25 protein-coding genes are annotated in these 26,483 nt (G+C 56.8%); 13 read left to right on the top strand and 12 right to left on the bottom strand.

Translation table 11 applies throughout. The features are described from left to right. Positions 1 to 9 precede the first annotated feature (9 nt). The 3 genes from cheY1 to CPJ18_RS21545 are packed head-to-tail and all read right to left on the bottom strand — an operon-like array spanning position 10 to position 2,266. A complete protein-coding gene (gene cheY1, locus CPJ18_RS21555) occupies positions 10 to 375 on the bottom strand; it encodes a chemotaxis response regulator CheY1 (RefSeq protein WP_045229833.1) in 366 nt (121 codons plus the stop codon). Beyond that, positions 372 to 671 (bottom strand): STAS domain-containing protein, encoded by a 300-nt coding sequence (locus tag CPJ18_RS21550; protein WP_077101544.1) that lies wholly within the window; start codon positions 669 to 671, stop codon positions 372 to 374. The genes cheY1 and CPJ18_RS21550 overlap by 4 nt, the downstream gene beginning before the upstream one ends. Beyond that, positions 671 to 2,266 (bottom strand): methyl-accepting chemotaxis protein, encoded by a 1,596-nt coding sequence (locus CPJ18_RS21545; RefSeq protein WP_245445454.1) that lies wholly within the window; start codon positions 2,264 to 2,266, stop codon positions 671 to 673. Before CPJ18_RS21545 ends, CPJ18_RS21550 begins: the two co-directional genes overlap by 1 nt. A 504-nt stretch (positions 2,267 to 2,770) precedes the next feature. On the opposite strand from CPJ18_RS21545, the gene CPJ18_RS21540 reads away from it, so the two are divergent. The 8 genes from CPJ18_RS21540 to CPJ18_RS21505 all read left to right on the top strand — a co-directional run bounded on the left by CPJ18_RS21540 (position 2,771) and on the right by CPJ18_RS21505 (position 11,358). Further along, positions 2,771 to 3,163 carry a hypothetical protein gene (locus CPJ18_RS21540; protein WP_146258703.1) on the top strand — a complete coding sequence of 131 codons (393 nt, stop codon included), beginning with the start codon at positions 2,771 to 2,773 and terminating at the stop codon, positions 3,161 to 3,163. Between the two features lie 99 nt (positions 3,164 to 3,262). After that, positions 3,263 to 6,181, top strand: coding sequence for a monovalent cation/H+ antiporter subunit A (locus CPJ18_RS21535; RefSeq protein ID WP_103659974.1), 2,919 nt, complete (start codon positions 3,263 to 3,265; stop codon positions 6,179 to 6,181). Continuing rightward, entirely contained in the window at positions 6,181 to 6,516 is a 336-nt protein-coding gene (locus tag CPJ18_RS21530; RefSeq protein WP_067648772.1) for a Na+/H+ antiporter subunit C, read from the top strand. The genes CPJ18_RS21535 and CPJ18_RS21530 overlap by 1 nt, the downstream gene beginning before the upstream one ends. Further along, a complete protein-coding gene (locus tag CPJ18_RS21525) occupies positions 6,513 to 8,159 on the top strand; it encodes a monovalent cation/H+ antiporter subunit D (protein ID WP_103659973.1) in 1,647 nt (548 codons plus the stop codon). Before CPJ18_RS21530 ends, CPJ18_RS21525 begins: the two co-directional genes overlap by 4 nt. Further along, a complete protein-coding gene (locus CPJ18_RS21520) occupies positions 8,156 to 8,644 on the top strand; it encodes a Na+/H+ antiporter subunit E (RefSeq protein ID WP_153366610.1) in 489 nt (162 codons plus the stop codon). The genes CPJ18_RS21525 and CPJ18_RS21520 overlap by 4 nt, the downstream gene beginning before the upstream one ends. Further along, a complete protein-coding gene (locus CPJ18_RS21515) occupies positions 8,641 to 8,922 on the top strand; it encodes a K+/H+ antiporter subunit F (RefSeq protein ID WP_077101532.1) in 282 nt (93 codons plus the stop codon). Before CPJ18_RS21520 ends, CPJ18_RS21515 begins: the two co-directional genes overlap by 4 nt. Then, the gene (gene mnhG, locus CPJ18_RS21510; protein WP_077101530.1) at positions 8,919 to 9,263 is read left to right on the top strand and encodes a monovalent cation/H(+) antiporter subunit G; all 345 of its coding nucleotides are present in this window, start codon (positions 8,919 to 8,921) and stop codon (positions 9,261 to 9,263) included. The genes CPJ18_RS21515 and mnhG overlap by 4 nt, the downstream gene beginning before the upstream one ends. Positions 9,264 to 9,513: 250 nt before the next feature. Continuing rightward, positions 9,514 to 11,358: a methyl-accepting chemotaxis protein gene (locus tag CPJ18_RS21505; protein ID WP_103659972.1), complete on the top strand. Its 1,845-nt coding sequence runs from the start codon at positions 9,514 to 9,516 to the stop codon at positions 11,356 to 11,358. A gap of 95 nt (positions 11,359 to 11,453) precedes the next feature. Here the strand turns inward: CPJ18_RS21505 and CPJ18_RS21500 are convergent, their stop codons facing one another. Further along, entirely contained in the window at positions 11,454 to 14,963 is a 3,510-nt protein-coding gene (locus CPJ18_RS21500) for a PAS domain-containing hybrid sensor histidine kinase/response regulator (protein ID WP_103660034.1), read from the bottom strand. A 209-nt stretch (positions 14,964 to 15,172) separates the two neighbouring features. Here CPJ18_RS21500 and mscL point away from each other — a divergent pair, with 209 nt between their 5' ends. Further along, the gene (gene mscL, locus CPJ18_RS21495; RefSeq protein WP_077118686.1) at positions 15,173 to 15,616 is read left to right on the top strand and encodes a large conductance mechanosensitive channel protein MscL; all 444 of its coding nucleotides are present in this window, start codon (positions 15,173 to 15,175) and stop codon (positions 15,614 to 15,616) included. A 94-nt stretch (positions 15,617 to 15,710) separates the two neighbouring features. After that, positions 15,711 to 16,883: a pyridoxal phosphate-dependent aminotransferase gene (locus CPJ18_RS21490; protein ID WP_103659971.1), complete on the top strand. Its 1,173-nt coding sequence runs from the start codon at positions 15,711 to 15,713 to the stop codon at positions 16,881 to 16,883. 78 nt (positions 16,884 to 16,961) lie between these two features. Here CPJ18_RS21490 and CPJ18_RS21485 read toward each other — a convergent pair whose 3' ends face one another. From CPJ18_RS21485 to motA, 6 genes are all read right to left on the bottom strand, one after another. Further along, positions 16,962 to 17,411: a hypothetical protein gene (locus tag CPJ18_RS21485; protein WP_103659970.1), complete on the bottom strand. Its 450-nt coding sequence runs from the start codon at positions 17,409 to 17,411 to the stop codon at positions 16,962 to 16,964. Between the two features lie 5 nt (positions 17,412 to 17,416). Beyond that, positions 17,417 to 18,499 (bottom strand): flagellar biosynthesis protein FlhB, encoded by a 1,083-nt coding sequence (gene flhB, locus CPJ18_RS21480; RefSeq protein WP_103659969.1) that lies wholly within the window; start codon positions 18,497 to 18,499, stop codon positions 17,417 to 17,419. Positions 18,500 to 18,626: 127 nt separating this feature from the next. Beyond that, on the bottom strand, positions 18,627 to 19,670 hold the full coding sequence (gene fliG / locus CPJ18_RS21475; RefSeq protein WP_077101517.1) for a flagellar motor switch protein FliG: 1,044 nt from the start codon (positions 19,668 to 19,670) through the stop codon (positions 18,627 to 18,629). Between the two features lie 27 nt (positions 19,671 to 19,697). Beyond that, a complete protein-coding gene (gene fliN / locus CPJ18_RS21470; RefSeq protein ID WP_077118681.1) occupies positions 19,698 to 20,240 on the bottom strand; it encodes a flagellar motor switch protein FliN in 543 nt (180 codons plus the stop codon). A gap of 67 nt (positions 20,241 to 20,307) precedes the next feature. After that, a complete protein-coding gene (locus CPJ18_RS21465) occupies positions 20,308 to 21,264 on the bottom strand; it encodes a FliM/FliN family flagellar motor switch protein (RefSeq protein WP_188348513.1) in 957 nt (318 codons plus the stop codon). Next, positions 21,264 to 22,136: a flagellar motor stator protein MotA gene (gene motA, locus CPJ18_RS21460; protein WP_077118679.1), complete on the bottom strand. Its 873-nt coding sequence runs from the start codon at positions 22,134 to 22,136 to the stop codon at positions 21,264 to 21,266. The genes CPJ18_RS21465 and motA overlap by 1 nt, the downstream gene beginning before the upstream one ends. Positions 22,137 to 22,402: 266 nt before the next feature. On the opposite strand from motA, the gene flgF reads away from it, so the two are divergent. The 3 genes from flgF to CPJ18_RS21445 are packed head-to-tail and all read left to right on the top strand — an operon-like array spanning position 22,403 to position 25,138. Then, positions 22,403 to 23,137 carry a flagellar basal-body rod protein FlgF gene (gene flgF / locus CPJ18_RS21455; protein ID WP_077118677.1) on the top strand — a complete coding sequence of 245 codons (735 nt, stop codon included), beginning with the start codon at positions 22,403 to 22,405 and terminating at the stop codon, positions 23,135 to 23,137. A gap of 16 nt (positions 23,138 to 23,153) precedes the next feature. Then, entirely contained in the window at positions 23,154 to 24,575 is a 1,422-nt protein-coding gene (gene fliI / locus CPJ18_RS21450) for a flagellar protein export ATPase FliI (protein WP_103659967.1), read from the top strand. An 11-nt stretch (positions 24,576 to 24,586) separates the two neighbouring features. Further along, positions 24,587 to 25,138: a flagellar protein gene (locus tag CPJ18_RS21445; RefSeq protein ID WP_146258702.1), complete on the top strand. Its 552-nt coding sequence runs from the start codon at positions 24,587 to 24,589 to the stop codon at positions 25,136 to 25,138. 585 nt (positions 25,139 to 25,723) lie between these two features. Here CPJ18_RS21445 and CPJ18_RS21440 read toward each other — a convergent pair. Together CPJ18_RS21440 and CPJ18_RS21435 are read right to left on the bottom strand one after the other, a co-directional pair. Continuing rightward, positions 25,724 to 25,984: a hypothetical protein gene (locus tag CPJ18_RS21440; protein WP_103659965.1), complete on the bottom strand. Its 261-nt coding sequence runs from the start codon at positions 25,982 to 25,984 to the stop codon at positions 25,724 to 25,726. A 1-nt stretch (position 25,985) separates the two neighbouring features. Next, positions 25,986 to 26,333, bottom strand: coding sequence for a helix-turn-helix domain-containing protein (locus CPJ18_RS21435; protein ID WP_245445453.1), 348 nt, complete (start codon positions 26,331 to 26,333; stop codon positions 25,986 to 25,988). Positions 26,334 to 26,483 lie beyond the last annotated feature (150 nt).

The raw sequence follows: 26,483 nt of genomic DNA, 5'->3' as shown, positions 1-26,483 counted from the left end.
AGTCCCGTATCAAGCAGTTACGCGTTCAATGGCATCGATCAGCTTCACAGGATCGAACGGCTTGACGATCCAGCCGGTAGCGCCTGCCTGACGGGCACGATTCTTCTTCTCGGCATCGCTTTCGGTGGTCAGCACGAGGATGGGGATCGCACGGTATTTCTCGTTGCGACGAACGCCTTCGATAAAGCCGAAGCCATCGAGGCGGGGCATGTTGATGTCGGTGACGATCACGTCAGGCTCGCAGCCCTCGAGGACTTCAAGTCCTTCGATGCCGTCTTCCGCCTGGATCGTTTCGAAACCAGCATTGTTGAGCGTGACGAGCAGCATATTTCGGATCGTTCTGGAATCGTCGACGGTCAGAACCTTCTTCTTCATTTCGATGTCTCCTTCGGGAGCATATGATCGATATCCACGCCGATCAGTTTAAGGGTTTTGTCAAAGGCATCGGACGCCTTGGAAAAAGTGAATGACTTGCCATCGGCTTCCCAAGCCTTGATACCAGCCATCAAGACCTGGGCGCATTGCACGCCCACGCGCTCGACCTCGGAGGCATCCACCGCAAGCGGGGCACCCCTCATTTCCATCAGTTTTCCGTGCAAGACGGATGCCTGATTGAGGTCCAGCACGGGTGACAATTTCAATGCCGACTGCGCTGCTTTCCTGCCTGCCATCAAATCACTCCTTGGCGTCTGAATTGTTGCTGCACGTAGCCATACTCCACGTGTTCATCACGCGTGGTCGCCACATTGCCTTGATACGGTCTCGCCACCTGCTCTGAAGCGGTGTGCTGCTGGCGCGCGATGCGGAATTCCCGCACCGTCCGGCCCAGTTCGAGAATAACGGTATGCAGATCGTCGGCCTCTTCCGCCGCCGATGTCATCTGTGCTGCGGATCTGTCTGTCTCCGCGCCGATGGAACCAAGCTCCACTGCAACGGTCTGCAGACTGACGACGTTTTCGCCGGTGCGGCGCGCCACATCGCCGATCATGTCGCTGACGCCGGAGACCTGCCGGACGACACCGCCGATGGCTTCCTGTGTGCGATTGACCATGCGAACGCCCGCATCCACCTGTGTCTTGGTGCCGTTGACGAGGTTCTTGATTTCGCGCGCGGCATCCGCCGACCGCTGGGCAAGCGCCCGGACTTCCTGGGCGACGACGGCAAAACCGCGGCCACTTTCACCTGCACGTGCAGCCTCAATGCCGGCGTTCAGTGCCAGCAAATTGGTCTGGAACGCGATCTCGTCGATTGAGCCGATGATGCGGCCGATCTGTTCGGCGGATTGTTCGATACCGGCCATGGCGCTGATCGCCTCACCCACAGCCGTACCGCTTTCGGTCGCCGCGCTACGTGCCTGTGAGACTGCGCTTTCGGCGGCCGATATACGCTCACTGCTGGTGCGCACGACATCGATGACAGACCCAAGCGTATCCGATGCACTGCTCAGCCGCTGTGCCTGCGTGGATGAAGCCGCCGCGAGTGCTCGACCCTCACCCGCCAACCGTTCGGTTGCCGTATGTGCATCGCGAATACCCGCTTGCGCGGTGGCCATGGAAGCACCGATCTTTTCCAGCGCGCCGTTGAAGGCTTCGGCCAGATCGCGGTAGGCTTCGGGAATGTCGCCAGTGATGCGTGCTGTCAGGTCGCCCGCCGCAAAAGCATTCAACGCATCGCCCAGAAGACGCTTGGCATCAGCCTGATTATCTTCGCGCTGCTTGGCCAGTTCCTGCGTGTGTCGAATGCGCAATTCATTGAAACGAAGCGACACAGCGATTTCCGTATCGACCATGACCAACCGCACGACCGCCTTGACGGCATCAGCCAGTTCTTGCTGGCGTTTGCGGGTACCCGGCAAAAGGGCACGTGGGGAATGGTCGGCAATCAAACCGCCGAGAAGATTTTCCAGAACGACCGCATGACCGGCGACATGCCAGCGTGGGTCGAGACCAATGCGGCTTTCGGTGTCCGACAGAACCTTGATCCGCTCCGCATAGACGGCGTCGAAACGGGCGTCGGTCAGAACGCTCCAATGCGCGGTCTGGAGATCGTGCAGCCTGTCGAGCTGGTTTTCGCTTTCGAAAGATGGGGAACAGTCCGGCATGGACTGGAAGCGGACCATTAGGTCCCGCAGGCCAGCTTTGACATGGGGTTCCAGCATTGTCCGATAACGACGCAGCAGATCGCACTGGTCTTGATCAAGACCAGCGAAACGCAAACGACCACCCAGGCTGCTGCCCGTGGCCTTTCGCGTATGATCTGTTGGCAATTCCTGCCCCAAGCGACGTCCCCAAATGCTGCACCGGCGGTCACCGGCAGTTAACCGATTGAGAATGTCAGAATCCGGGGGGATATGTCACGAATATGCACACCAAAGATTGATGCCGCACCGACGCTGCTGAGCCTTCTGCAATCTAACGATAATACCGGATCAACCCGGTACGGCAGGGCGGCGTCATGCCTGGAAGAAGTTTGTTGAAACTCCATTCCGCCGTGAAATACGTCCAATCTTTATGGTTAATTCCTTGCTCGAAGGTTAAGAAACCACAGCTTCACCTATAAATGCTAAAATTTGTTATATAGCCTATCTAATCTGATGGTTTATTGCATCGACACGGGGTGCGACAAATTCGATTTTTGGAAAAGATTTCTGATTTTTAGCCGTGCTGCGCTGGACAAGCGCAACACCGTTCCCCTAAAACAAAATCACACAATATCCGCTTCCATGGTGATGTTTCAACGGAACACTGACGACGACTAAGGAGACAAGATTTTGCCATGGACCGGGAAAAGCCACTGGACCCCGCGCCATTCCAAAAGACTGATCAATGTCTTGGTCGCAGGCATGCTCGTTTTCGTGGGGCTTCAGACGGCAGCAAGCGCTGCTCCGGTGTTGAAAGCACATCGCCTCGAGCGTTCTCATCTGCCTCAGCAGCAATCGACGACGAGCACCCAAGTTTCGACGGTGCGGCCGGACCACGGCTTTGCAGCGCTCTATCAGCAATCCGATGATCACGACTTTGTTTATGCGTGTTTATCAGTCTGTGCACTGGTAACGGACGATACGAAAGCCCAAATCACGCTCGAAACCACGCCGCACGTCGTGCATGGCTTTCGCCTCACCGGAACGGCGTCGCCTCGCGGCCCACCTCGAACGACCTCATAGCCGTCGCGGCCAAATTCTCCGTCTTTTTCGACGGAACTGGCGAAGCTGACGGGCACAAGAACCGCCAAATCTTAACGCCAGAGAAAACTGCCGCCCCGTATGAGTCTTGACGTTCTCCTTCCCATTCTGATCGCCCTCCCCTTCATCGGCAGTGTTGCCACCGCCATGATGCCGAGAGATGGCGCTGCCCGTGCTCCCGCCGCTGTTGCGGGTGGCATCGCCCTGTTCAGCTTCATGGCGACCATCTTTCTTTACAGCAGCGTCGCTGGCGGAGCGGTCATCAAGTACGACGTGGAATGGTTGCCTCAGTTGGGCTTGAATTTCACGCTGCGGCTGGACGCATTCGCGTGGATGTTCCTGGTGTTGATCACCGGCATCGGTTTCCTGGTGGTGCTTTACGCGCGCTATTACATGTCGGCCGACGATCCTATTCCGCGGTTTTTCGCATTCTTTCTGTCCTTCATGGGTTCGATGCTCGGCATCGTGATGTCGGGCAACGTCATTCTGCTGTCGATCTTCTGGGAATTGACCAGCATCTTCTCGTTTCTTCTGATCGGTTACTGGCACCACAACGCCACGGCCCGTGATGGCGCACGCATGGCGTTGACTGTTACCGGCATCGGCGGCTTTTGCCTGCTGGCCGGCCTGCTGATCCTCGGCCACATGGCTGGCAGTTATGATCTGGATGACATTCTGGCAAAGGGTGCCGATATCCGGGCGCATGCGCTTTACGTTCCGGCACTCGTCCTCATTCTCATCGGCGCGCTGACAAAGAGCGCGCAGTTTCCATTCCATTTCTGGCTACCCAATGCCATGGCCGCACCAACACCGGTATCGGCCTATCTGCATTCCGCGACCATGGTGAAGGCCGGTGTATTTCTGCTGGTGCGCCTGTGGCCAGTGCTTGCGGGAACGCAGGAGTGGTTCTGGCTGCTCGGATTTTGCGGCATTACCACCCTGCTGCTCGGTGCCTACTTCGCCATGTTCCAGCAGGATCTGAAGGGGCTTCTGGCCTATTCGACAATCAGCCATCTCGGCCTCATCACCACGCTTTTGAGCCTTGGCAGCCCACTGGCAGCGGTCGCGGCCATCTTCCACATGATGAACCATGCCACTTTCAAGGCATCGCTGTTCATGGCGGCTGGCATCATCGACCATGAAACCGGCACCCGCGATATGCGGCGCTTGAGTGGGCTATACCGGTTCCTACCTGCAACGGCCACGTTGGCCATGGCGGCGAGTGCGGCCATGGCCGGCGTCCCACTGTTCAACGGCTTTCTGTCCAAGGAAATGTTCTTTGCCGAGTCCGTCGAAACCCATGCGGATTCTCTGCTGGATCAGGCGCTTCCCTATGTGGCGACGCTATCGGGTGCATTTGCCGTCGCCTATTCGCTGCGCTTCATCCACACCGTGTTCTTTGGCCCGCCGCCGCATGACATTCCCAACCCCACGCCGCATGAACCACCGCGCTGGATGCGCTTCCCCATCGAGTTTCTGGTTCTCGCCTGCCTGATCGTCGGCGTCGTGCCGAGCCTGTCCATTGGTCCGTTCCTGCATTCGGCCGTGATTTCGGTACTTGGGCCGCAAACGCCTGTTTACAGCCTTTCCATCTGGCATGGGTTCAATCTGCCGCTGATGATGAGCCTTGTCGCGCTGATCGGCGGTATCGTGATCTATGCGGCACTGGGCGGATATTTCTCGCGTTGCGATGATGGGCCGCCCCTGTTTCGCCACCTGCGCGGACAACGCATCTTCGAGCGTATTCTCGTCACCGTTTCGTGGAAATGGGCGCGTTGGCTGGAAAGCACGCTTGGCACCCGGCGTCTGCAGCCGCAGTTGCGCATGCTGATCATGATCGCGCTGATTGCCGGTTTCTCGCCACTCGCATCGTCCCAGTTCTCGTTGACGCTTCCCGGTGTGACGACTTTCGATCCCATTTTTGCAATCCTGTGGGGGATCGGCATGATCTCGGCCATGGGTGCTGCATGGCAGGCGAAATATCATCGTCTGGCGGCGCTGATCATGCTTGGCGTGTCCGGTCTCGTCACCTGCCTCACCTTCGTCTGGCTATCGGCACCGGATCTGGCCATCACGCAATTGCTGGTCGAAATCGTCACGCTCGTTCTCATTCTGCTCGGTTTGCGCTGGCTGCCGAAGCGCATGGTCAAGGTCGACAACAACAACGAGCTCCCATCACAGTTGCGTCGTGGACGGGACTTCCTGCTGGCGGTCGCCTGCGGCATTGGCATGACTGTGATCGCCTATGCCGTCATGACGCTTCCCGTTCCTAACACCATCGCCAATTATTTCCTCGATAAGGCCTATTCGGAAGGCGGCGGAACCAACGTCGTGAACGTCATTCTGGTGGACTTCCGCGGTTTCGACACGATGGGGGAAATCGCAGTGCTTGCCATCGTCGGCCTCACTGTCTTTGCCCTTCTGCGCCGTTTCCGCCCGGCGCAGGAAAGCATTGGTCTGCCGGAACAACAGTTGATCCAGAACGCATTCGATGCCGACAGCCCGGAGCGGAGCAAAGGCGAGACGGTGCGCGACTACCTCCTGGTGCCATCCGTCATCATGCAGTGGATGTTCCCGGTTATCGTCACGTTCTCGATCTTCCTGTTCATGCGTGGACATGATCTTCCCGGTGGCGGTTTCTCTGCCGGTATCACCATGGCGGTGGCTTTCCTGCTGCAATATCTGGCCGGTGGCACCCGCTGGGCGGAAGACCGCATCCGCATTCTACCGCTTCGCTGGATGGGTTTCGGACTGTTGATGGCAGCGGCGACTGGCATGGGGTCTTGGGCCTTCGGCTACCCGTTCCTCACATCCTATTTCCAATATACCGACATCCCCTATATCGGGAAAATGCCAACGGCGACGGCCTTGCTGTTCGACCTCGGCGTCTTCTCGCTGGTTGTCGGCGCAACTGTTCTTATTCTGATAGCATTGGCGCACCAATCGCTGCGTAATTACAAGGTACGTACGCCCGACGCCGCAAAAGCGGAGGAGGTGTAATGGAGCTTATTCTTGCCATCGGTATCGGCGTCATGACGGGATCTGGCGTTTGGTTGATCCTTCGCCCGCGTACCTATCAGGTCATCATCGGTCTTTCGCTTCTGTCGTACGCCGTCAATCTCTTCATCTTCGGTGTCGGCGGTATCAAGACAAATGCACCACCCTTGCTGCTGGATGGGGTCATTACCTCGACCCTGACGGACCCGGTGCCGCAAGCGCTGGTGTTGACGGCCATCGTCATCGGCTTTGCAACGACAGCGCTCTTTCTCGTCGTTCTGCTGGCGGCGCGCGGCCTGACGGGCACTGACCACGTAGACGGGAGGGAGAGAAATTGAACTTCTTCCCTGCTCACATCGTGGTCGCACCCATTCTGGTGCCACTGATTGCCGGTGCCATTCTGCTGTTTATCGACGAGCGCAAGCGCAATACCAAGGCTGTGGTCAGCGTCATCGCGACCTTTGTTTCGCTTGCCGTGGCAATCGCTCTGTTCCTGGAAGTGAATTCCACGGTCAATACGGAAGTCGCAGCCGTCATTTCGACCGGCGTCTATCTGCTCGGCAATTGGCCTGCTCCCTTCGGCATCGTACTGGTCGCAGACCGGCTGTCGGGGTTGATGGTCCTGCTCGTGGCATTGCTCGCCGTCCCGTCGCTCATCTACTCGCTAGCGAAATGGCACAAGGCCGGGGCGCATTTCCATTCGCTGTTCCACCTGATGCTGATGGGCGTCAATGGTGCGTTTCTGACGGGCGACCTGTTCAATCTCTTCGTGTTCTTCGAGGTGATGCTGGCCGCATCGTATGGCCTGCTGTTGCACGGTTCGGGGCAATTGCGCGTCAAGGCCGGGCTCCATTATATCGCGATCAACCTCGTCGCTGCGCTGTTCTTCCTCATCGGCGTCAGCCTGATCTACGGTGTTACTGGTACGCTCAATATGGGAGATCTGGCACAGCGCATTGCCGGGCTCAACCCGGATCAGCGCATGCTGCTGGAAACCGGCGCTGCGGTGCTGGGTGTCGCGTTCCTCGTCAAGGCGGGTATGTGGCCTCTGAACTTCTGGCTGCCATCCGCTTACAGCGCTGCATCGGCACCCGTTGCTGCCATCTTCGCCATCATGAGCAAGGTCGGAATCTACGTCATCGCCCGCCTGTCCTTCCTCCTCTTCGGCGAGACGGCGGGGGCATCTGCTGGCTTTGGTCATGACGCGCTTCTGGTGGGCGGTATCGCCACCATCGTGTTCGGTACCATCGGCGTTCTCGCCTCGCAGGCGCTGGGGCGTCTGGCCGGATTTTCCGTTCTCGTTTCATCCGGTACGCTTCTGGCAGCCATGGGCACCGGGAACGCGACCGTCGCTGCGGGCGCACTCTACTATCTGGTCTCCTCCACACTGACGATCAGCGCTTTCTTCCTGCTGATCGAGCTTGTTGAACGCGGCCAGGATGCCGGTGCCAACGTTCTCGCTGTCACCATGGAAGCCTATGGCGATGGCGAGGAGGATGAAGCCGAAGACGAGGTTGGCGTCACCATGCCCGGCACGATGGCCGTCCTCGGCGTATGTTTCGCCGCCTGCGGCATACTGCTTGCCGGGTTGCCTCCACTGTCCGGTTTTATTGCCAAGTTCTCCATGCTCTCGGCCATTCTCAACCCATCCGGGCTCGGGGCCAATGACAGCATTTCCACGCTGTCCTGGTGGCTCGTCTTCCTGATCGTGTTCTCTGGTCTCGCTTCGTTGATTTCCATGACACGCGCCGGAATTCGAACGTTCTGGGGTTCGCTCGAAGGAACCGTGCCACGCGTGCTGGTGATAGAAATCGCTCCGATCCTCCTGCTATTGGCGATGACGCTTGGCATGACCATCGCCGCAGACCCGATCATGCGTTACATGCAGGAGACAGCCCGCATCGGCGGCCTGCCGGAAAGCTATATTCAGGGCGTGATGACAGCACCTCGCGCCGACAACGGTTCGGAGGCAGCACCATGATTGGCCGCATTCTCCCCTATCCGTTGCTGACGATATCGCTGGCAATTTTCTGGATGACGATCAACAGTTTCTCGCCTGGACATTTGTTGCTGGGAACGGTGGTGGCGATGATCGCGTCCTGGGCAATGGCCTCCCTACGTCCGCCGAAACCACGGATCCGCAACTGGCATCTCGTATTCAAGCTGATCGCCATCGTCATCTACGACATCGTGCGTTCGAACATCGCTGTTGCCTCGATCATCCTGTTTCAGCGCAGTCGCAGAACCAAATCGGGTTTCGTGACGGTTCCGCTCGACATTCGCGATCCCATGGGGCTTGCCTTTCTGGCGATTGTGCTAACCGCGACGCCTGGTAGCGCGTGGCTGGAATATAATTCATCCCAGGGCACGCTGCTCATCCACGTTCTGGATGAGATGGAAGAACAGCATTGGCAAAGTCTCATCAAAGGCCGCTATGAAAAAATACTGATGGAGATCTTCGAATGAGTTCGGTCATCCTTTTCTGGTCGTTTTCAATCGCCCAGCTTTTCCTCGCAATTGCCATGGCGATTTCGGTTTATCGCATTGCCATCGGCCCACGCGCACAGGACCGTGTGCTGGGTGCCGACACGCTTTACGTCAATGCGATGCTGCTGGTTCTGACATTTGGGCTTCGCACCGGTAATGACGTCTATTTCGTCGCATCGCTGTTGATTTCCATCTTGGGCTTCGTCTCGACCGTTGCCCTTTCAAAATTCATGATGCGTGGGGAGGTTATCGAATGAGCAATGCCGCCGAATTTCCTTTGTGGGCTGCCATCCTCGTGGCATTTTTCGTTCTGTTGGGCTCATCACTGGCGCTGATCGGCACCATAGGCTTTGCAAGGCTGCAAAGTTTCTATGAACGTCTTCACGCCCCGACGCTCGGCACGAGCTGGGGAACGGGCGGCATCGTTATGGCCTCCATCATCTATTTCTCGGTGTCGGGCGAGCGGCCGGTCTTCCACGAAATCTTCATCGGCATCTTCATGACAGTCACCACCCCGGTCTCCCTCATGCTGCTGGGTCGGGCAGCGCTTTACCGCGACCGTGCCGAACAGAACCCCAACAGCCGCCAGAGCCTCTGATCTGTCGTAGGAGAATGCGTGCATAGGCCCACGCACGCACCTAAAGGTGTGAAAATGTGACAGGCTGTAAAACAACTTTTTCAGCCGTAGAAAATATATATGTCTAATACGATAATGATTTCCAATACTTGACGTCCATTAAACCAATAGAAAAGCCCAATAGTATCGGGTACTTACCTCGTGAAATATTCCCTGAATTTTAACAGTTTTCCTGCATTGTGGCAAAATTCAGTAGTTCTCGGGGTATGTGATGACGAGTTTCTTTAAGAGATCGATAGTCGTCCAGATGGTTTGTCTGACGATCGCGCTAATTTTTCTAGGTATCTTTGCCGTTGGTACAACAACCTATCTTCGGTTGAAGAACGATGTGATGGAAAGTGCTATCCTCGATACACATCGCGCTGTTCGAAGCATGGCTATTCTGTACGAGATGAAGGTCGGCGGTGCGACGGTTGCTATGGAAAATGGCGATCTCAAATCCGTTAGCAGACCAAGCATCGGGACATTGCTTGACTTTGATCTGGTCGACCGCACGGGTCTGGCAAATGGTGGCGTCGCGACTGTGTTCCAAACACAGGGTACTGATTACCTGCGCATCTCGACCAATGTTAAGAACGAAAAAGGCGAACGCGCCGTCGGCACCAAGCTTGCACTCGATCATCCCGCCTATGCGAAAATACAAAAAGGCGAGTCCTATTTCGGCGAGGCAAAGCTTTTCGGTACGGATTATATGACAGGTTACGTTCCTGTGCTGTCCAAGACCGGCGCGGCTGTCGGCATTCTCTTCGTCGGCGTCCCGATGACAGTCTATCAGTCGCACATCGATGGCTTGGGCAACATCGTTCTGTGGTGCGGCCTCGGCGTCATGCTGGTGTTCGGTTTCCTCGGATATTTTCTCATCAACCGCGCGCTACGCCCCCTCGGTCTGCTGACGACGGCAGTGAAGTCCCTGTCTGAAGGCAAGCTGGAAACAGAAATCCCCTACACAGAGCGCAAGAACGAATTCGGCAACATTGCCCGTGCTCTCGAAGTCTTCCGCGAAAATGCACACGAGAAACTCGTCATCGAAGGACGTAGCGTCGAAGAACGTGCAGAAGCGGAAGCAGAGCGCGGTCGCAACGATGCCGAGAAGCGCGAAACGGATCGTCAGATCGATTTTGCCGTCAACCAGCTTGCTGGTGGCCTGGCGCGTCTTTCGCAGGGTGACCTGACACAGACCATCGATACACCGTTCTCCGGTCGCCTCGAACAGTTGCGTTCTGATTTCAACAACTCGCTTGCCAACCTGAAGGACGTATTGGCGCAAATTCGCGAGAGAACGCTGGTCATTCAGCACAACGGCATGGAAATGCGCGAGTCCTCAAACGACCTGTCGCGCCGTACGGAGTCGCAGGCCGCTTCGCTCGAGCAGACCGCCGCTGCCGTCGAGGAAATCACCGTGACGGTGAAATCCTCCGCCGACCGCGCCCGTGAAGCCAATCAGGCCGTTCGCATCACCCAGAAGAGCGCTGACAGCTCCGGCACCGTCGTCAAGAACGCCATCGACGCGATGGGCCGCATCGAAGATGCGTCGAAGAAGATCGAACAGATCATCGAGACCATCGACGATATCGCTTTCCAGACCAATCTTTTGGCACTGAACGCCGGTATCGAGGCTGCGCGCGCCGGTGAAGCGGGCAAGGGCTTTGCGGTTGTTGCGCAGGAAGTACGTGAGCTTGCCCAGCGCTCGGCAGATGCCGCGCGCGAAATCAAGACGCTGATCAACCAGTCCACCAACGAGGTCGGCACGGGTGCGCTGCTAGTGCAGGAAGCCGGACAGGTTCTCTCCGACATCAGCACGCAGATCGTTGTCGTCAGCCAGCATGTCGAGACTATTGCGACGGCAACGGCTGACCAGGCGTCTGCGCTGCAAGAAGTCAACGGCTCCGTCAACCAGATGGACCAGATGACCCAGCAGAATGCGGCCATGGCCGAAGAATCCAGTGCTGCGACCCAAATGCTGTCAGAAGAAGTCGAGGCCTTGCTTGGCCTGGTGCAACGCTTCCAGATCGGCCAGAACGGTCAGCAGCAGGAGCGCTACAGCCGCGCTGCTTAAGACAAACCGCCTATCCCGAACCAAACAGAATGGCCGCTCGATCGACATCGAGCGGCCATTTTTCGTTTAGTCAAAAACACTTTGCGCTGCGCCACCTACTCCGCAGCCGCGCGTGTGATGCTGAAAATCTGATTGATATAAGCGCGCAACGCCGCTGGCCGCACAGGCTTGTGTTGAACGGCAATGCCTTCCTTTTCCGCCTGCGCCCGAACCTCCGGCGTCCGGTCCGCCGTGATGAGAAGCGCCGGGATTTCCCGTTGGTAAAAGCGCCTCAGGCGCAGAACGGCATCAATGCCGTCGCCATCATCGAGATGATAATCGGCAACGATCATATCCGGCGCGCTGCCATGCGTCTGCTGTATGTGGTCGATAGCGGCAAGGGATGCTGCCTGACTGACCTCGCAGCCCCAGCCCGACATCAGCAGAGCCATGCCTTCCAATATCCTGGGCTCGTTATCGATACAGAGAATATGGAAGCCGTGCATTTGATTGGCGATGGGCTGCGGCGTGCTGCGTTCCACCGCCTTGGCTGCGCGGCCATGCGCCACCTCGCGGGGCAGATGCACACGAAACGTCGTTCCCCTGCCTTGAGTGGATGACAGATGGACGGGGTGGTGCAGAATTCGAGAGAGCCTGTCCACGATAGACAAGCCCAGCCCCAACCCTGCAGCCGTCTTCGCTCCCTCGTCAAGCCGCGCGAACTCCTTGAAGATCGTGCGGAACTTCGAGGATGGGATGCCGATGCCGGAATCGGTGACCTGAATGACCGCTTCCTTACCGCGACGCCTGACGCCGACGATCACCTTGCCGGAGATAGTATATTTAATGGCATTCGAAACGAGGTTCTGAACCAGCCGTCGCAGCAGATTGATGTCCGACTTTACCGTCAGTGATGTCGGCATGACGATGAGTTCCAGATTCCTCTCCCGCGCCATCGGGGCAAAATCCGTCTCAATTCGCTTGAACAGATCGTTGAGCGGCACCGACGCCATACGTGGCTTCATGGAGCCTGTATCGAGCCGGGAAATATCGAGCACCGCGCCTAGAATTGTCTCGACAGATTCCAGTGCGGAATCGATGTTCTGCACCAGAGAGCCGTTATCAGACGCCCCCATTCTTTCCACAAGGGCTGAGGAGTACAGCCGGGCGGCATTCAAGGGCTGAAGAATATCATGGCCTGCGGCGGCAAAGAAGCGGGTCTTTCCGATGTTGGCTTCGTCGGCTGCGGCACGCGCTTCGGCCAGTTCGTGGTTGACGCGGGTCAACTCGCCGGTGCGTTCTTCCACGCGCTGCTCCAGCGTTTCATTGGCCTGTTTCAGCGCCTGGTCACTGGCAACGCGCTGGGTGATATCGGTGAAGGTCGCAACGATGCCCTTGTCCGGCATGGCGTTGGAACGCACTTCGATGATGCGCGCACCACCCGCCAGCACCAGCGAAAACGGCATATCCATCGTCAAAAACAAGTCGATGGTTTGCGCCCGCTGACCCGGAGGAATGTCACCGCGCTCCTCCAGCATAGCCACGATCTCGTTGAGCGGCAGCCCGACCCTGCCGAACTGTTCGGGCAGATCGAGCAGAGTGCGGAAGCGGCGGTTCCAGATGGTCAGTTGCTGGGAACTGTCGAAAACCGCGATGCCCTGATCCATCTGTGCCAAGGCCGTTTGCAGCATGTCCTGGTTATATTGCAGCGCTTCGCTTGCCTGGTCCAGCAGCCAGACCGTATCGGCGCTGGTGTCCTCCGCCTTCTGCAGGATCAGCGACAGAACCAGCCGTGCCGATGAGGAGCCGATGGCGCTGCCCAGCAATTGCTCCGAGAAATGGATCAGCGCCATGTCCGCAGGCTGATCGTCCTCCAGCTTACGTCCTGCGGTTTTTTCGTAGGCCGCCAGAGACCGCAACATCCGCTCTTCGCCGAGATATCGCGCCACCGCCGTTTTCAGATCTCCGACGCTGACGCGCGTTTTCCAGCCACGGGTGGCGAATTGCGATTTCGAGTGGCGCTTGACGAAGATGCCGGACTGGATGCGCTCCACCGGTCGTGGATTGCGCGACAGCGAGCCCAGTACGAAGGCCGCGCAGTTGACCAGAAGGCTGAGCGTGACCGCATTGACCAGCGGGTCGGCTCCCGGGCCGCTGAACAGCGTCGTGCCAGGCAACAGGAAACTCAGGACCGTCGCAGCGATATGGGAATTGTCCGGCCCGCCGAGGCTCGGCAGAAACAGCAGATAGCCCCAGATGATGAAGCCGGAACTCAGCCCCGCTATCGCACCCCGCGCATTGGCCCGCCGCCAGATCAGCCCGCCCAAAAGCGATGGTGCCATTTGTGCGATCGCCGCGAAGGCCAGCAGCCCGATGGAGGCGAGGCCAGATGCGCTATCCGCCGCCCGGTAATAGGCATATCCCAAAAGCAGAACCGCAAAAATGGCAATGCGCCGGATGTTGAGCAGCGTCTTGGCGAAATCATCGCGGTGCGAGGAGCGGTTCAACAGTTTCTGCCGCAGAAAAATCGGCATCAGAATGTCGTTGGACACCATAATGGACAGCGCGACAGAGGCGACGATGACCATGGCCGTTGCGGCCGAAAAGCCGCCGATGAAGGTGATGAGTGACACCACCGGCATCTGGTTGACCAGTGGCAATTGCAGCACATAAAGGTCCGCATCGCCGGTACCGCCCAGCGTCAGCAGACCTGCAATGGCAATGGGCAAAACGAAGATGTTGATGGCGATGAGATAGAGCGGAAACAGCAGTCCCGCCATACGCAGTTCATTCGGCGTGCGGTTCTCAACCACAGTTACATGAAACTGGCGCGGCAGCAGGATGATCGCAAAGGCCGATAGCAGCGTCAGCACGATCCAGCGGCTGATCGGGGTCTGGTAGGACATGGCCTGCATGACCTGGTTGTTCTCGGAGGCCAGCCGCCAGAGCTGCGACGGGCCATCGAACAGGAAGAACACGACATAAACACCTGCCGTACAGATGGCGACCAGCTTCACCACCGATTCCATGGAGATGGCGAGGATCAACCCGTCCTGATGCTCGGTCGCGTCCGTGTGGCGGGTTCCGAATATGACGGCAAAGCCCGCCATGACCACCGTCACCAGCAGAGGCAGATCAAGGAAATAGAGGTTGCCGCTGCCGATCCCGTAGTCGCTCGGGTCCACCATGGCCGCAACGGAATTGGAAACGGCTTTCAGTTGAAGCGCGATGTAGGGGATCGCACCGACAAGGGCGATAATCGACACCAGCGTCGCAACCGTCGGGTTCTTGCCATAACGCGCGGCGATGAAATCGGCGACCGATGTCAGCTTTTCGGCCTTTGCCAATTCCACAATCCGCCGCAGGATCGGCATTCCCAGCGTGAAGGCGAGAATGGGGCCGGTATAGATGCCGAGGAATTCCAACCCGCGTTCGGATGCCAAACCGACACCCCCAAAATAGGTCCATGACGTGCAGTAGATCGCAAGGCTCAGCGCATAGACGATGGGCCTGCCTCTGTTGGATGGCGTTTTGCGGCGGCTCTTGCGGTCACCATAACTCGCCACTGCGAAGAGCAGCAGAATATAGGCGAATGCCGATCCGAATATGATCCACCCAGGAAGCACTTGGCTCTTCTCTCCCACCATCCTCTTGACCAAGCATAGGATAGTTCGAAGAGAATGAGAATTGGCCGGGACTTGGCATAAAGTTTAAGATAGTGGAACCAATCGACTTTTTGCTTCGTATATCTGCACATTCGAAAATTGAATGTTATTGTGTGTATGCCGTGCGCTACGCATCGGCTGTGAGAGGGCTTCAAAGAGGGACGTCTGGAATGCTCAACGAGTTTAAAACCTTTATCGCCCGCGGCAATGTCATGGACCTCGCCGTAGGTGTCATCATTGGCGCGGCCTTCAGCAAGATCGTCGATTCCGTGGTCAACGATCTGATCATGCCGATTGTCGGTGCCGTCTTCGGTGGCTTCGATTTCGCAAACTACTTCCTGCCTTTGTCCTCAAAGGTCACGGCAACGTCGCTTGCGGCGGCACGAGAACAAGGCGCGGTTTTCGCCTATGGTAACTTCCTCACCGTCGTCATCAACTTCGTTATCCTCGCCTGGATCATCTTCCTGATGGTCAAGGGCGTGAACAAGCTGCGCTCCTCGGTCGAGCGTCAGAAGGTCGAGGAAAAGAAAGAGCCTGCACCACCGCCGGAAGATGTGCGACTGCTCATGGAAATCCGCGACCTGTTGAAGACCGCTGATACCAATCGCGCCTGATCCATCAGAAAAATCCGTGGTTTCTTCACGGAATATCATGCACAGCGGGCTTTTCATGCGCTAAGAAGGCACTCACACTGGAGTGCCTTTTTTCATGTCGGTTCTGCAAAGTCTAAGTGCCCGCTCTTTGGCAACGCCTGAAAGCGGTATTGTCGAAGTCAAGAAATACGCCCATGCGCGCGAAAATCTCCTGCCGCTGTGGGTCGGCGAAGGCGATCTGCCCACGCCAGCCTTTATCGCGCAAGCAGCAGCCGATGCGCTGACGGGCGGGGAAACCTTCTACACATGGCAGCGGGGCATTCCGGAACTGCGCGAGGCGATGAGCCGCTATTACCAGCGTCATTTCGCGGCCAATCTGTCGTCAGACCATTTTTATGTCACGGGCTCGGGCATGCAGGCCATCGTCCTTGCCGTGCAGGCACTCACCTCCCCCGGTGATGAACTGGTTTACCTCACCCCGACATGGCCGAACATCGTCGCAGCCATCGGTGTCGCAGGTGCCAAAGCCGTGCCAGTCGGCATCGATTTCACCAATGGCAAATGGGACATCGACATCGCCAAACTGGAACAGGCGATTACGCCCAAGACCAAGGCGCTGTTCATCAACACACCTTCCAACCCCACGGGCTGGACGGCAACGCATGACAATCTGCGTGACATTCTGGCACTGGCCCGCCGTCATGGTCTGTGGATCATCGCGGATGAGATTTATGCGCTCTATCACTACGCTGGAACGCGCGCGCCATCCTTCCTCGACATCATGGAAGAAGGTGACCGCATCATCTTCGCAAACTCCTTCTCCAAGAACTGGTCCATGACCGGTTGGCGGGTGGGTTGGCTGGTGGCACCGCCGGAAATCGGTCAGATCATCGAAAACCTCATCCAGTATTCCACGTCAGGTGTTGCGCAGTTCATGCAGCGCGGAGCCATCGCCGCGCTCGATCATGGCGACGATTTCATCAAGCAGAACTTCGCCCGTGCCGCCAAATCGCGAGACATTCTCTGCGATGCGCTGATTGCCACCAATCGCGTCGAAACGTTGAAGCCGGATGGCGCGCTCTACGCCTTCCTGAAGATAGACGGCGTCACGGATAGCCGTGCGGCGGCCTTCGACATCGTCGACAAGGTCGGCGTCGGTCTTGCACCCGGCAAAGCTTTCGGTGCTGGCGGAGAGCTTTTCCTGCGCGCCTGCTTCCTGCGCAATCCGGCACAGATCGAAGACGCGGCGGACAGATTGTCGAGCTATATTCTAGGTAAAAACCTCTGATAAAAACACTTTGCCACCGACGATCAACCAGGATCATCGGTGGCAAGATTACATGTTCGAGAAGTAGAGCGTGGCGCTCTAATGTGTCGCGTTGCTCGTCGCCGCATCCCTGTTCAGATAGAACGAGGCATGGCGCAAGCTGTCTGCCAGAAATGCCGTGTTCTCGTTCGGATCACTCGAAGGGTTCTGGAAGTTGATGTAGTTGATGTTGATGCCGGCACGGTCTTTTTCCAGCATCAACTGCGCATAGATGGTCACGCCTTTCGGCTTGATTTCCAGATCCAACGTGATGGAGGGATAGGTATCCCAGTCCAGCTTGTAATCGCCGCCGATTCCAAAATAGACCGTTCCTGGATGGAAGTAGAGTTCAGCCGCCGAATCCACCAGATCCGCCAGGCTGCTATAATATTCGAACTTTAGAAGAGAGATCAGATCTCCCGCATCGATCAAACGAAGCTCGGCAGCCACAGGGCCGATTGCACGAGCCAAAATTTCTTCTCTTTCAGCCGAATATGAGCACTTTTTCATATTGATCAGTTTACCCGTCTTTTGTTTTGGCGCGCCGCGTAAACTTTATGAATCAGTTCCGCAACGGCCTTATAAAATACTGACGGGATGACACTATCCACCGAGACTTGCGCAAACATGGAGCGGGCAAGCGGTGGGTCTTCAAAAATCGGGATTCCGTTTTCCTTGGCGATCTCTCTGATTCTCAGAGCGATCAAATCCTGTCCCTTGGCGACGATGATCGGCGCGTCGCTTTCCTCTTTGACGTATCGCAATGCGATCGCATAGTGGGTCGGGTTGGTGATGACGAGGGTCGCTCTTGGCACACCGTCCATCATTCTGCGGCGCGCGCGATCGCGTGCGATGGAACGCTGGCGCGCTTTCACCACAGGGTCGCCCTGTGATTGCTTGTACTCGTCTTTCACTTCCTGCTTGGTCATCTTTTGCTGGCTGTGCCAGCGGTGATTGGCCCAGAAGTAATCGGCTACGGCCAGAATCCCCGTCGAGAAAAGAACGACGGTCACCATCTTCTTCAATATCTCATATCCCGTCGACATGATGCTGTGCGGATCGGTGATCAGAGAATTCAGGAGGCGGTAGTAGTCATTCTTCAGGACTATGACCATGATGATCGCGACGATGACGACCTTGAAAAGCGATTTTCCGAAGTTGACGAGGCCATCCACGCTGTAAATGCGGGTGAAGCCGCCGACGGGCGATATTCTGGACGCCTTCGGCATGATCCTGTCGAGAACGAATTGCGGCAGGTTCTGCGCAAAGGACTGCCCTAAGCCAAAAACGATGAACAGGATCGCAGCGGGCAAAAGAAACGCACCCATTTCCTTGGCAAGATGAAGCCCCAGCGACACCATATCCGCTGCAGTGTTCATCCTCCACTGCTCCGGACGTTCAATGATATCTTCGAGTGTTTCACCCAGTCTTTTGACGCCATCGGGGACGAAGAAAACGAGATACAGATAGAACGCAAGCATGGAGGTAAACAAGGACGCTTCATGGGATGAAGGAACGTTTCCCTTCTCCTCCGCGTCGCGAAGTTTTTTCTCTGTGGGTTCTTCTGTTTTACTGTCTTTGTCTTCACCGTCTGACAAGACACGTCCCCTGAACAAAAAAGGCCCGCCGGAATCGGCAGGCCGTTAGTGTGAGGGTATAGGCGTCAGCCGTGGCCCGCAAGTCACCGGGGCTTGCCACACACAGGCTTTATCATGCGCCGCGGCGTCAGGCGGCGGCGGACTGACCGTCCGTCACAGCTTCCTTCAACAATATCTGGCCGGAATTGGCCAGACGAATGGCTTCCTGTGCAACGGCGCGGCGAGCAATCGCCACTTCGCGGGTGTTGAGCGATGCCATTGGCACGGCAAGATCGGACTCGATCATGCGGCGCTGGCGCGGACTGATGCTGGACAGCACACATTCCTTGATCTCGTTCGTGGCACCGCGAAGCGCCATGGTGAGAATGTCTGCCGAGACGTCGTTGAGCAACGAAACGCGGCTGCGCTGTGGCATGGCCATGAGATCTTCGAACAGGAAGATCTTCGGCTTGACCTTGTTTGCAGATTCCTTGCTGAGCGTTTCGAGAGAGCTGAGCAGGGTATCGACCTGCGGCTTTTCGAGTTCGTTCATCAGGTCGGCAACCTTCGCCGAGCCTGCAGCATTGCGTTCGGCCTCGAGTTCGGCAATCAGCGCCAGAACGCGCTTTTCGATGATCTGCGCGGCAGCCGGGCTGACTTCCTTCATGTTGACCGTGCGGTTCATGATGTCAGCGCGTTGCTCATCTGGAATGGTCAGAAGCACCTTGGCACCAAAGGAGGATGGCAACATGGAGAGGATGTAGGCGATAGTCTGGGGATGCTCGCGCACCAGGAACTTGCCGATGATCTGTGGGTCGGCATCCTGAAGCTGATCCCAGATCGAGGTTTCGTAAGCCTGGAATGCAGCTCGGCGACCGAGGAGACCGTCGACCTCTTCAGGTGTCAGGCCTTCTTCGAGAATGCTTTCGATGGCCTTGGCGTTGTCCATCAAGCCCGTACCTTCGGTAAACAGGTCTTCGAATTCCGCTACGATCACTGCGAGTTCATCGGGAGGAATAACCCGCAGCGTCTGAGCCGAATTGATGATGGTCTGCAATTCAGCCTGAGTGAAAAACTTGAGCAGTTTTCCAGCCACACCTTTGCCCATCGCCAGCAGTACGGCGGCGGCCTTATCAGCCTGAGACAACGGTTTCCCTGCTAAAGGGTTACCGAAATCCTCAAAGTCCATCATGGTCTTTCCTCTCCGTCCCCACAGGGATTAGGCTTTCTTGGTGCTCATTACTTCAATCAGCTTCACGCCGAAGCGCGTATCATCTTCTTCCAATACGGTGATTTCACCGCGCGCGATGCAGCGGCCATTCACCATGATTTCCACAGGCTCGCCAATCTTACGCTCAAGAGCGATCGTCGCACCTTCCTCAAGTCCCATCAATCCAGATACCAGCATGCGGCTGGTTCCCAGAACGATCTGGACATCGATCGGGATTTCCATGATCAGATCAAGGTTATCCGACAGACCACTGCCCAGTGGTGAAGGCGAAGCGGAGAGCGGAGCGGCGCTGGAGCCGAAATCCGACATGCCGAAGCTGTCCATTCCACCACCGAACGCAGCAAGATCGTCACCCGCCGGTTCAACGGCCGCCGAACCGAAGTCGCCAAAATCGCCAAAGTCTGAGAGCGATCCTTCCGAATCACTTTTCAGTACACCGCGCAGATCACCGATTGCCTGATCCAGATCGCCTGTATCATCAAGCGAAGCCATCAAATCATCTTCGGGTTTTGGTGTCTTTTTCGTAGCCATGCGCTAATTATTCCCTTTGAAACTTGCGTCAAGCTGCCCATGCCTTGCGAAGAGGCATGCCCGGCATTCAACCCATCAAATGTCTAAGAATTTCGTCGTCCGTACTGACGTTGTTCTTCACGCGAACCGTGTATCTATCGCCTGCGCGACCAAACTCGCAGTTGTACATGTTTGCGCCATTGGCGCTGACCTCGACGCAGATGTCGTCCTGGCGAATATCGCGGAAAGGGATCACATCCCCCGCCACAAGCCGCGAGATCGTTTTCAGCGTCAGGCTCTGCAACCGTATCTTGGCTTCCAGCGTCACCTGTGAACGCTTTACCTGTTCGGAGATCATCTCCATCCATTCTTCCTGCTTCTTCAGCGCCTGTGCCGAGGGCTTGGGCGCAACAATGGTCGTTTTAAGCAGCGTGCGCTGCGGAATGACCATTGCAATTTCGGAAGCAACCTTGCCGATTTCGATCTTGAGACGGATCAGCATGCCGAACTGTGCGGAAATCGCCTCTTCGAAAATGGTCTTGCCATTGCCGTTGAACGGTGGATCGATGGTCGGCTCGAAACCGCCGGGCGCATTGACCGAGGAGCGAAGCACTTCGCCGATACGCCCCATGACCAGAGCCGCCAGATCGAGCTCGATCTGGGACAAGGCCCGCATTTCAGGTTCCATGATCGTGTCGGGTGCGGCACCCAGCATGCGCTCCATCAATGCCATGATGAAGGCCGTGCCGGTTGCCAGCAGAAAATGGGGAGCCCAGTTGCGCAACGAGCAGTCGGCAACGGCAAAGTCCTTGCCCAACTTCTGAACGAGGTCCGTCATCAGGCCGGATTCACAGCCGATATAGTCCACCTCGATGGCGATGCCCGTTTCGCTGTGGAAGATATCCGGCAGAAAATTGCTGTAGATCTGCCCGATTTCGGCACCGATCTTGGCGACTTTCTTGCCATCACCCAGGCCACCCGTCAGCTTTGCCAGCAATGCGGGGTCCATCGGCGTGACATTCGATTGTGCAGCATTCGCCATCATCAAGCCGCCTTCTGGTCGCCACCCGGGTTCATCATTTCCTGTTCCACGGCATCGATGGACGGACGCTCGTAGTTGGAAATGGTCTTGCGTCCATATTCGAGAGCGACCTGCGGCACCGAGCCGTTCATATAGGCCAGCAAGGTCTGCTTCACGATGATGTAGAGGCGGTGCTGCTTGGTGCGGACGATCTTGATCTGCGCCGACAGCGGGTTACAGATGGAGTAGGACAGGATGATACCGAGCATGGTGCCGACGAGCGCCGCGCCAATCAGGCCGCCGAGAACGGCAGGCGATTCGTTGATCTTGCCCATGGCTTTGATAACGCCGAGAACCGCAGCCACGATACCGATGGCGGGGAAGGAGTCACCCATTGCGGTAATGGCGTGGTACGGCTTCATCTTGTCGTGCAGGATGGTGTCGATTTCCTCGTCCATCAGCGCTTCAATCTCATGGCTGCGAGCATTGCCGATGATGATGAGGCGCACATAATCACAGATGAAGGACGTCAGTTCCTTGTTCTTCAAAACCGATGGTGCGGTTTGAAAGATCGAAGATTCTTCCGGGTTATCGATGTGAGCTTCAATCTCGTTGCGCGACTTGGTGCGCAGATCGCGCATCAGCGAATAAAGAACGCCCAGAACATCCAGATAGTGACGCTCTTTCGGCACGGCGAACTTGAATGCTTCGCCAAGCGCCTTGCCGCTGTCTTTCACGACTTTCATCGGGTTGGCCATGATAAAGCCGCCGATACCCGCGCCGCCAATGATGACAAGCTCGAATGGCTGAAACAGCACGTCCAGATGGCCGCCCATGGCCATGTAGCCGCCGATAATACAGCCGAAAGTAATCACTAATCCGATAATAATGTTCATCTGAAGCTCGCGTCTGATGCCAATTTCGCATGTCAGGGATAGGCGACATGCCTTGTGCGAGGCTGGCTTGCAAACCGGTGCGGCCGACTTTGTCTGGAAATGGCGGCGTATCGTAGGCCAGCCAATACGCGCCGCGTTTCCGGCTTCTCATGGTGCAGCCATTCAAAAGCTTCGCACAAGCAAGCATCCGTAGTTTCGGCGAAAATAAGAGGGTTATGCGCCGTCGGTGCGCGCCTTCGCTCTAAAATTCCGCATAGGAGACACACATGCAATCTGGCATTTACGTCGGCATTTCCTCCCAGATCGCCTTGGAACGTCGCCTTACGACCATTGCGGATAATATTGCCAACATGAACACGGTCGGCTTTCGCGGCACGGAAGTGAAGTTCGATCAGATCATGAGCCAGACGCGAAACGATCTTAAGGCCGACATCTCTTTCGTAACACAAGGCAGCGACTATCTTTCCACCCGCAACGGCGAAATGATCCGGACGGGCAACTCATTCGACTTTGCCGTGAAGGGCGACGGCTGGTTTGCGATCAACACGCCCGCTGGCCAAGTCATGACGCGGGATGGCCGTTTCTCCATGTCTGTGACGGGTGAACTGGTCTCGACGCAGGGCTATCCTGTTCTGGATGCAGGTGGCGCACCTATTCAACTCAATCCGGCGGCAGGTGAGCCGACGGTCGGTTCCGATGGACGCATTCTCCAGAATGGCGCAACGGTCGCGCAGCTTGGTCTTTACACCGCAAACGCCAATAAAGGCTTTGTCCGCTACGAAAACAGCGGCGTAATCTTTTCGGAAGCACCGCAACCCGTTGTGGACAACTCCAACGTCGGCGTCGTTCAGGGTTATGTCGAGCAGTCCAACGTCAACGCCATCAGTCAGATGACGCAGCTCATCCAGGTCAACCGCGCTTTCGAAGGCATTTCTTCGCTGATGAAATCCACCGAGGATTCCTTTTCACAGGCCATCCGCACCCTTGGCGGCGGGCAGTAAAAGGCGTTTGATGTAAATGGAAACCCAGATCGAGACCCCTCCCCAACTTCCGGTCCAGCCGCCAAACATCTTTTCCAAGCTGGAAGCGCTGGCCCAGATGATGGAGACGCAGATTGCGTCCGGCATGCCGCTGTCCCGCGGCGGTCGGGTCAGAACCATCGCGGCAGGTCATTACACGGTCAGCGGTCTTTCCGAACATGTCCGTCTTGGCGAATTCGTGGTCCACAAGAGCTCCACGGGATTGCACCTGGGCGAAGTCGTCCGCGTCGAGCCCGATCTGGTTTATGTCTGCGCCATCGAGCCGGGCGATCCAATCGGCGTAAACGACATCGTGCTACGCGAAGGCGAGTTTCGCGTTCAGCCCGACGACAGTTGGTGCGGGCGCACGATCAACTCTCTGTGCAAGCCGATCGACAATAAGGGCCCTCTGTTGAAGGGGCCGAAAGACCGCTCCATCACCACGCTGCCGCCACCCTCCATGACGCGTAGCCGCGTCGTCACCGGTTTTCGCACGGGCGTGAAGGCCATCGATATTTTTACACCGCTGTGCCTGGGTCAGCGCCTGGGCATTTTTGCCGGTTCCGGCGTGGGTAAATCGACACTGCTTTCGATGCTGGCCCGGGCCGATGCCTTCGACAAAGTCGTCATCGCCTTGGTTGGCGAACGTGGCCGTGAAGTGCGCGAGTTCATCGAGGACACGCTCGGTGACAATATGCAGAAATCCATCGCCATTGTTGCCACCAGCGACGAAAGCCCCATGCTGCGTAAGATGGCCCCGATGGTCGCGATGACGATTGCGGAACATTTTCGCGACAAGGGCGAAAATGTCCTTTTCATCGCCGACAGTATCACGCGCTTTGCCCATGCCATTCGCGAGGTGGCGATTGCCGCCGGTGAGCCGCCGATTGCGCGTGGCTATCCCGCCTCTGTCTTTACCGAACTGCCCAAATTGCTGGAACGCGCAGGTCCTGGCGCGGAGGGAACGGGAACGGTCACTGCGATCATCTCCATTCTTGTCGATGGTGACAACCACAACGACCCGATCGCCGACTCGACCCGCGGTATTCTCGACGGCCATATCGTTCTCGACCGCTCACTCGCGGACGAGGGCCGATATCCGCCCATCAACCCGCTCGCCTCCATTTCGCGTCTGTCTCACAAGGCATGGACGCCGGACCAGCAGAAGCTGGTCTCACGGCTCAAGTCATTAATCCACAACTATGAAGAAACCAAGGATCTGCGCCTGATCGGCGGCTACCGCCCAGGCGTGGATGCCGAGCTCGACATGGCCGTCAAACAGGTGCCGTTCGTCTACGACGTGCTCAAGCAATCACCCGGCGACCGAACCGTCATCGACGCCTATGCCGAACTGGCAAACGCATTGAGAAACGCACCGGGCAACAACCAGCCAGCACCGATCCAGCGGCGGGGGGCATGATAATGAAATTCATGAAACAAAAGACAAATTCAACAGCGGATAACAATGCGCGACACAAGCGTTCGATAAGAGATTTCGACCGTCTGTTGACCGGCGGCCTTATCTTCGTTGCCGCAACAGCTGCCGCACTGCCATGGTACGTTTTCTTCAACCCTGAAAAATTCGGGATCAGTGGTGCCGGTTGGGAAGCGTTGAAAAACATGCCGCAAAAAGACGGCGGCGGCGTGACCGCTGTGGTGCCTCACATCAACGAGGGCCTGACCTCGGATGGCCGCAACGACGTGGCCAAGCCGGATATCGATGCCCTGACAACCGCGACCGTCCAAACTGCGGGAGAAGGCCACAACGCAAACGGCGACGGAAAGTCCCAACCCTTCCCCGGCGGAACACGCTTCAAACTTCTCCACGTCTCAAACGGCCGTGCGCTGATAGAAGACAAATCCGGCATGTTCCTCGTCCAGATCGGCTCAGTCCTCCCCGACGAAAGCCGCCTTCTTTCGATGAGCAACGTCGAAGGAAAATGGCAGATCATCACGTCCGCTGGTGAACTCTACGAAGAATAAGCGCCCGGCGCGCTTGGGTGCCCAGACAGCCAACGGCGCATGTGCCGCGATATCAGCGCAGGCGACCCATTTGCCTCGTGACGCTGTTTTGCCTCCGGAAGGCATTTAGCTGGTCACAGAGCACCAAATCCAAAGGGCTGAAACATATGAAATATATGGTTGCCTGCTGTCAGATTTTGTAAGCCGCGGGTCTTTACGCAAAAAAGCTCTGCGTAAGCCGATCACGCAGGGCTCTAAAGCAATTCCGCCACTGATGCGAAGCGGTTTGCGTTTTACGCCCGTGCGACGCTACCGTAGCAGTCTTACCGCAAACGGCAAAGTTTTGCGCGATATGCGTTAAAACCTCTCTCACACCGCGAGCAGCAACCGTACTTCCTAGCGATCTTGGTGATCGCACGATTTGTCGGCCGTAACCTCTCTACGGGCTCATCGGTCGCATAGATTTATCGAGAATTTCTCGGCTCATTCGAACACCACCTTGCGCTAACGGCGCGTCGAATAAAATCCTGTTCGGTAGTGGCAGGTGGGTGGCCCACGGGTGGTGGTCGCGTATTTTTTTACGGACAAATGGCTCAAAAGCAAGCGTCAGTGAACGGCAGTATCTTCGCCATCGAGGAAGCTGCGAATTCCATCTTTCTCGCAGGTAGCAAGGAATTCTTCCCACGCGTCTTTGTCTGTAGCAAAGGGCTCTTCCCAAGTCGTGACATCGTCTTCCTCGCTGACGACCTCCATTTGCCAATCATTGTTGGTGCCGGCTGGACGAAATATATCAACAAGCACAGTGATCCCGTCATCTTCAAACTCGCCTGAAAATTCCGAATGCTCTAGTTTCTGCTTCTTTGTCATATTAGCCTCCCGCACCCGTCGGCGCGTCCGGTTCAAGATGTTCTGGATATTGGACTGTCTGCGACTGGTCCGTATCGAACTCGCCGGGAGACTTCAAGAGACGTACTCCGGGACCACCGGCCGCAGATGTCTGACCGTCGTCAACAAACCTGATCCCGGCTTGTTCAAGGGCTGACACAACAGCTGCAACGTTGTTCTTCATACCCTCGGCGCGCGAAACGCTCGCTTCCATCCGGCGCAATGTTGGGGCTGATATCTTGGCCAGTTCCGCAAGCTCCACCTGCCCTATGCCAACCAGGGCACGGGCCGCTGCTATCTGTCGACCTGTTACGTGAGAATTTTCGCTCATCTTGGTAAATATCACCGGACACCAGAGTACTTTTAAATTTATTATCACCATGAGCGAAATCAATCAACAAATAGACTATGAGCACTAGGCCGCGTCCCCATAAACGGGGTTCATCTTGTTGATGTTGTGTGATTCAATCTCTTTGGAAGG

Origin of the sequence: Agrobacterium rosae (assembly GCF_002915175.1) — a bacterium.
Lineage (GTDB): Bacteria > Pseudomonadota > Alphaproteobacteria > Rhizobiales > Rhizobiaceae > Agrobacterium > Agrobacterium rosae.
Note: the sequence above shows the minus strand (reverse complement) of the source record. Positions and strands in the feature narration are given on the sequence as shown.

Bases quoted from the DNA above. Each gene is read 5' to 3' on its own strand.
- cheY1 (WP_045229833.1), bottom strand. From the start codon at position 375: ATGAAGAAGAAGGTTCTGACCGTCGACGATTCCAGAACGATCCGAAAT.
- CPJ18_RS21550 (WP_077101544.1), bottom strand. From the start codon at position 671: ATGGCAGGCAGGAAAGCAGCGCAGTCGGCATTGAAATTGTCACCCGTG.
- CPJ18_RS21535 (WP_103659974.1), top strand. From the start codon at position 3,263: ATGAGTCTTGACGTTCTCCTTCCCATTCTGATCGCCCTCCCCTTCATC.
- CPJ18_RS21530 (WP_067648772.1), top strand. From the start codon at position 6,181: ATGGAGCTTATTCTTGCCATCGGTATCGGCGTCATGACGGGATCTGGC.
- CPJ18_RS21520 (WP_153366610.1), top strand. From the start codon at position 8,156: ATGATTGGCCGCATTCTCCCCTATCCGTTGCTGACGATATCGCTGGCA.
- CPJ18_RS21515 (WP_077101532.1), top strand. From the start codon at position 8,641: ATGAGTTCGGTCATCCTTTTCTGGTCGTTTTCAATCGCCCAGCTTTTC.
- mnhG (WP_077101530.1), top strand. From the start codon at position 8,919: ATGAGCAATGCCGCCGAATTTCCTTTGTGGGCTGCCATCCTCGTGGCA.
- CPJ18_RS21505 (WP_103659972.1), top strand. From the start codon at position 9,514: ATGACGAGTTTCTTTAAGAGATCGATAGTCGTCCAGATGGTTTGTCTG.
- mscL (WP_077118686.1), top strand. From the start codon at position 15,173: ATGCTCAACGAGTTTAAAACCTTTATCGCCCGCGGCAATGTCATGGAC.
- CPJ18_RS21490 (WP_103659971.1), top strand. From the start codon at position 15,711: ATGTCGGTTCTGCAAAGTCTAAGTGCCCGCTCTTTGGCAACGCCTGAA.
- CPJ18_RS21485 (WP_103659970.1), bottom strand. From the start codon at position 17,411: ATGAAAAAGTGCTCATATTCGGCTGAAAGAGAAGAAATTTTGGCTCGT.
- fliG (WP_077101517.1), bottom strand. From the start codon at position 19,670: ATGATGGACTTTGAGGATTTCGGTAACCCTTTAGCAGGGAAACCGTTG.
- fliN (WP_077118681.1), bottom strand. From the start codon at position 20,240: ATGGCTACGAAAAAGACACCAAAACCCGAAGATGATTTGATGGCTTCG.
- CPJ18_RS21465 (WP_188348513.1), bottom strand. From the start codon at position 21,264: ATGATGGCGAATGCTGCACAATCGAATGTCACGCCGATGGACCCCGCA.
- motA (WP_077118679.1), bottom strand. From the start codon at position 22,136: ATGAACATTATTATCGGATTAGTGATTACTTTCGGCTGTATTATCGGC.
- flgF (WP_077118677.1), top strand. From the start codon at position 22,403: ATGCAATCTGGCATTTACGTCGGCATTTCCTCCCAGATCGCCTTGGAA.
- fliI (WP_103659967.1), top strand. From the start codon at position 23,154: ATGGAAACCCAGATCGAGACCCCTCCCCAACTTCCGGTCCAGCCGCCA.
- CPJ18_RS21445 (WP_146258702.1), top strand. From the start codon at position 24,587: ATGAAACAAAAGACAAATTCAACAGCGGATAACAATGCGCGACACAAG.
- CPJ18_RS21440 (WP_103659965.1), bottom strand. From the start codon at position 25,984: ATGACAAAGAAGCAGAAACTAGAGCATTCGGAATTTTCAGGCGAGTTT.
- CPJ18_RS21435 (WP_245445453.1), bottom strand. From the start codon at position 26,333: ATGAGCGAAAATTCTCACGTAACAGGTCGACAGATAGCAGCGGCCCGT.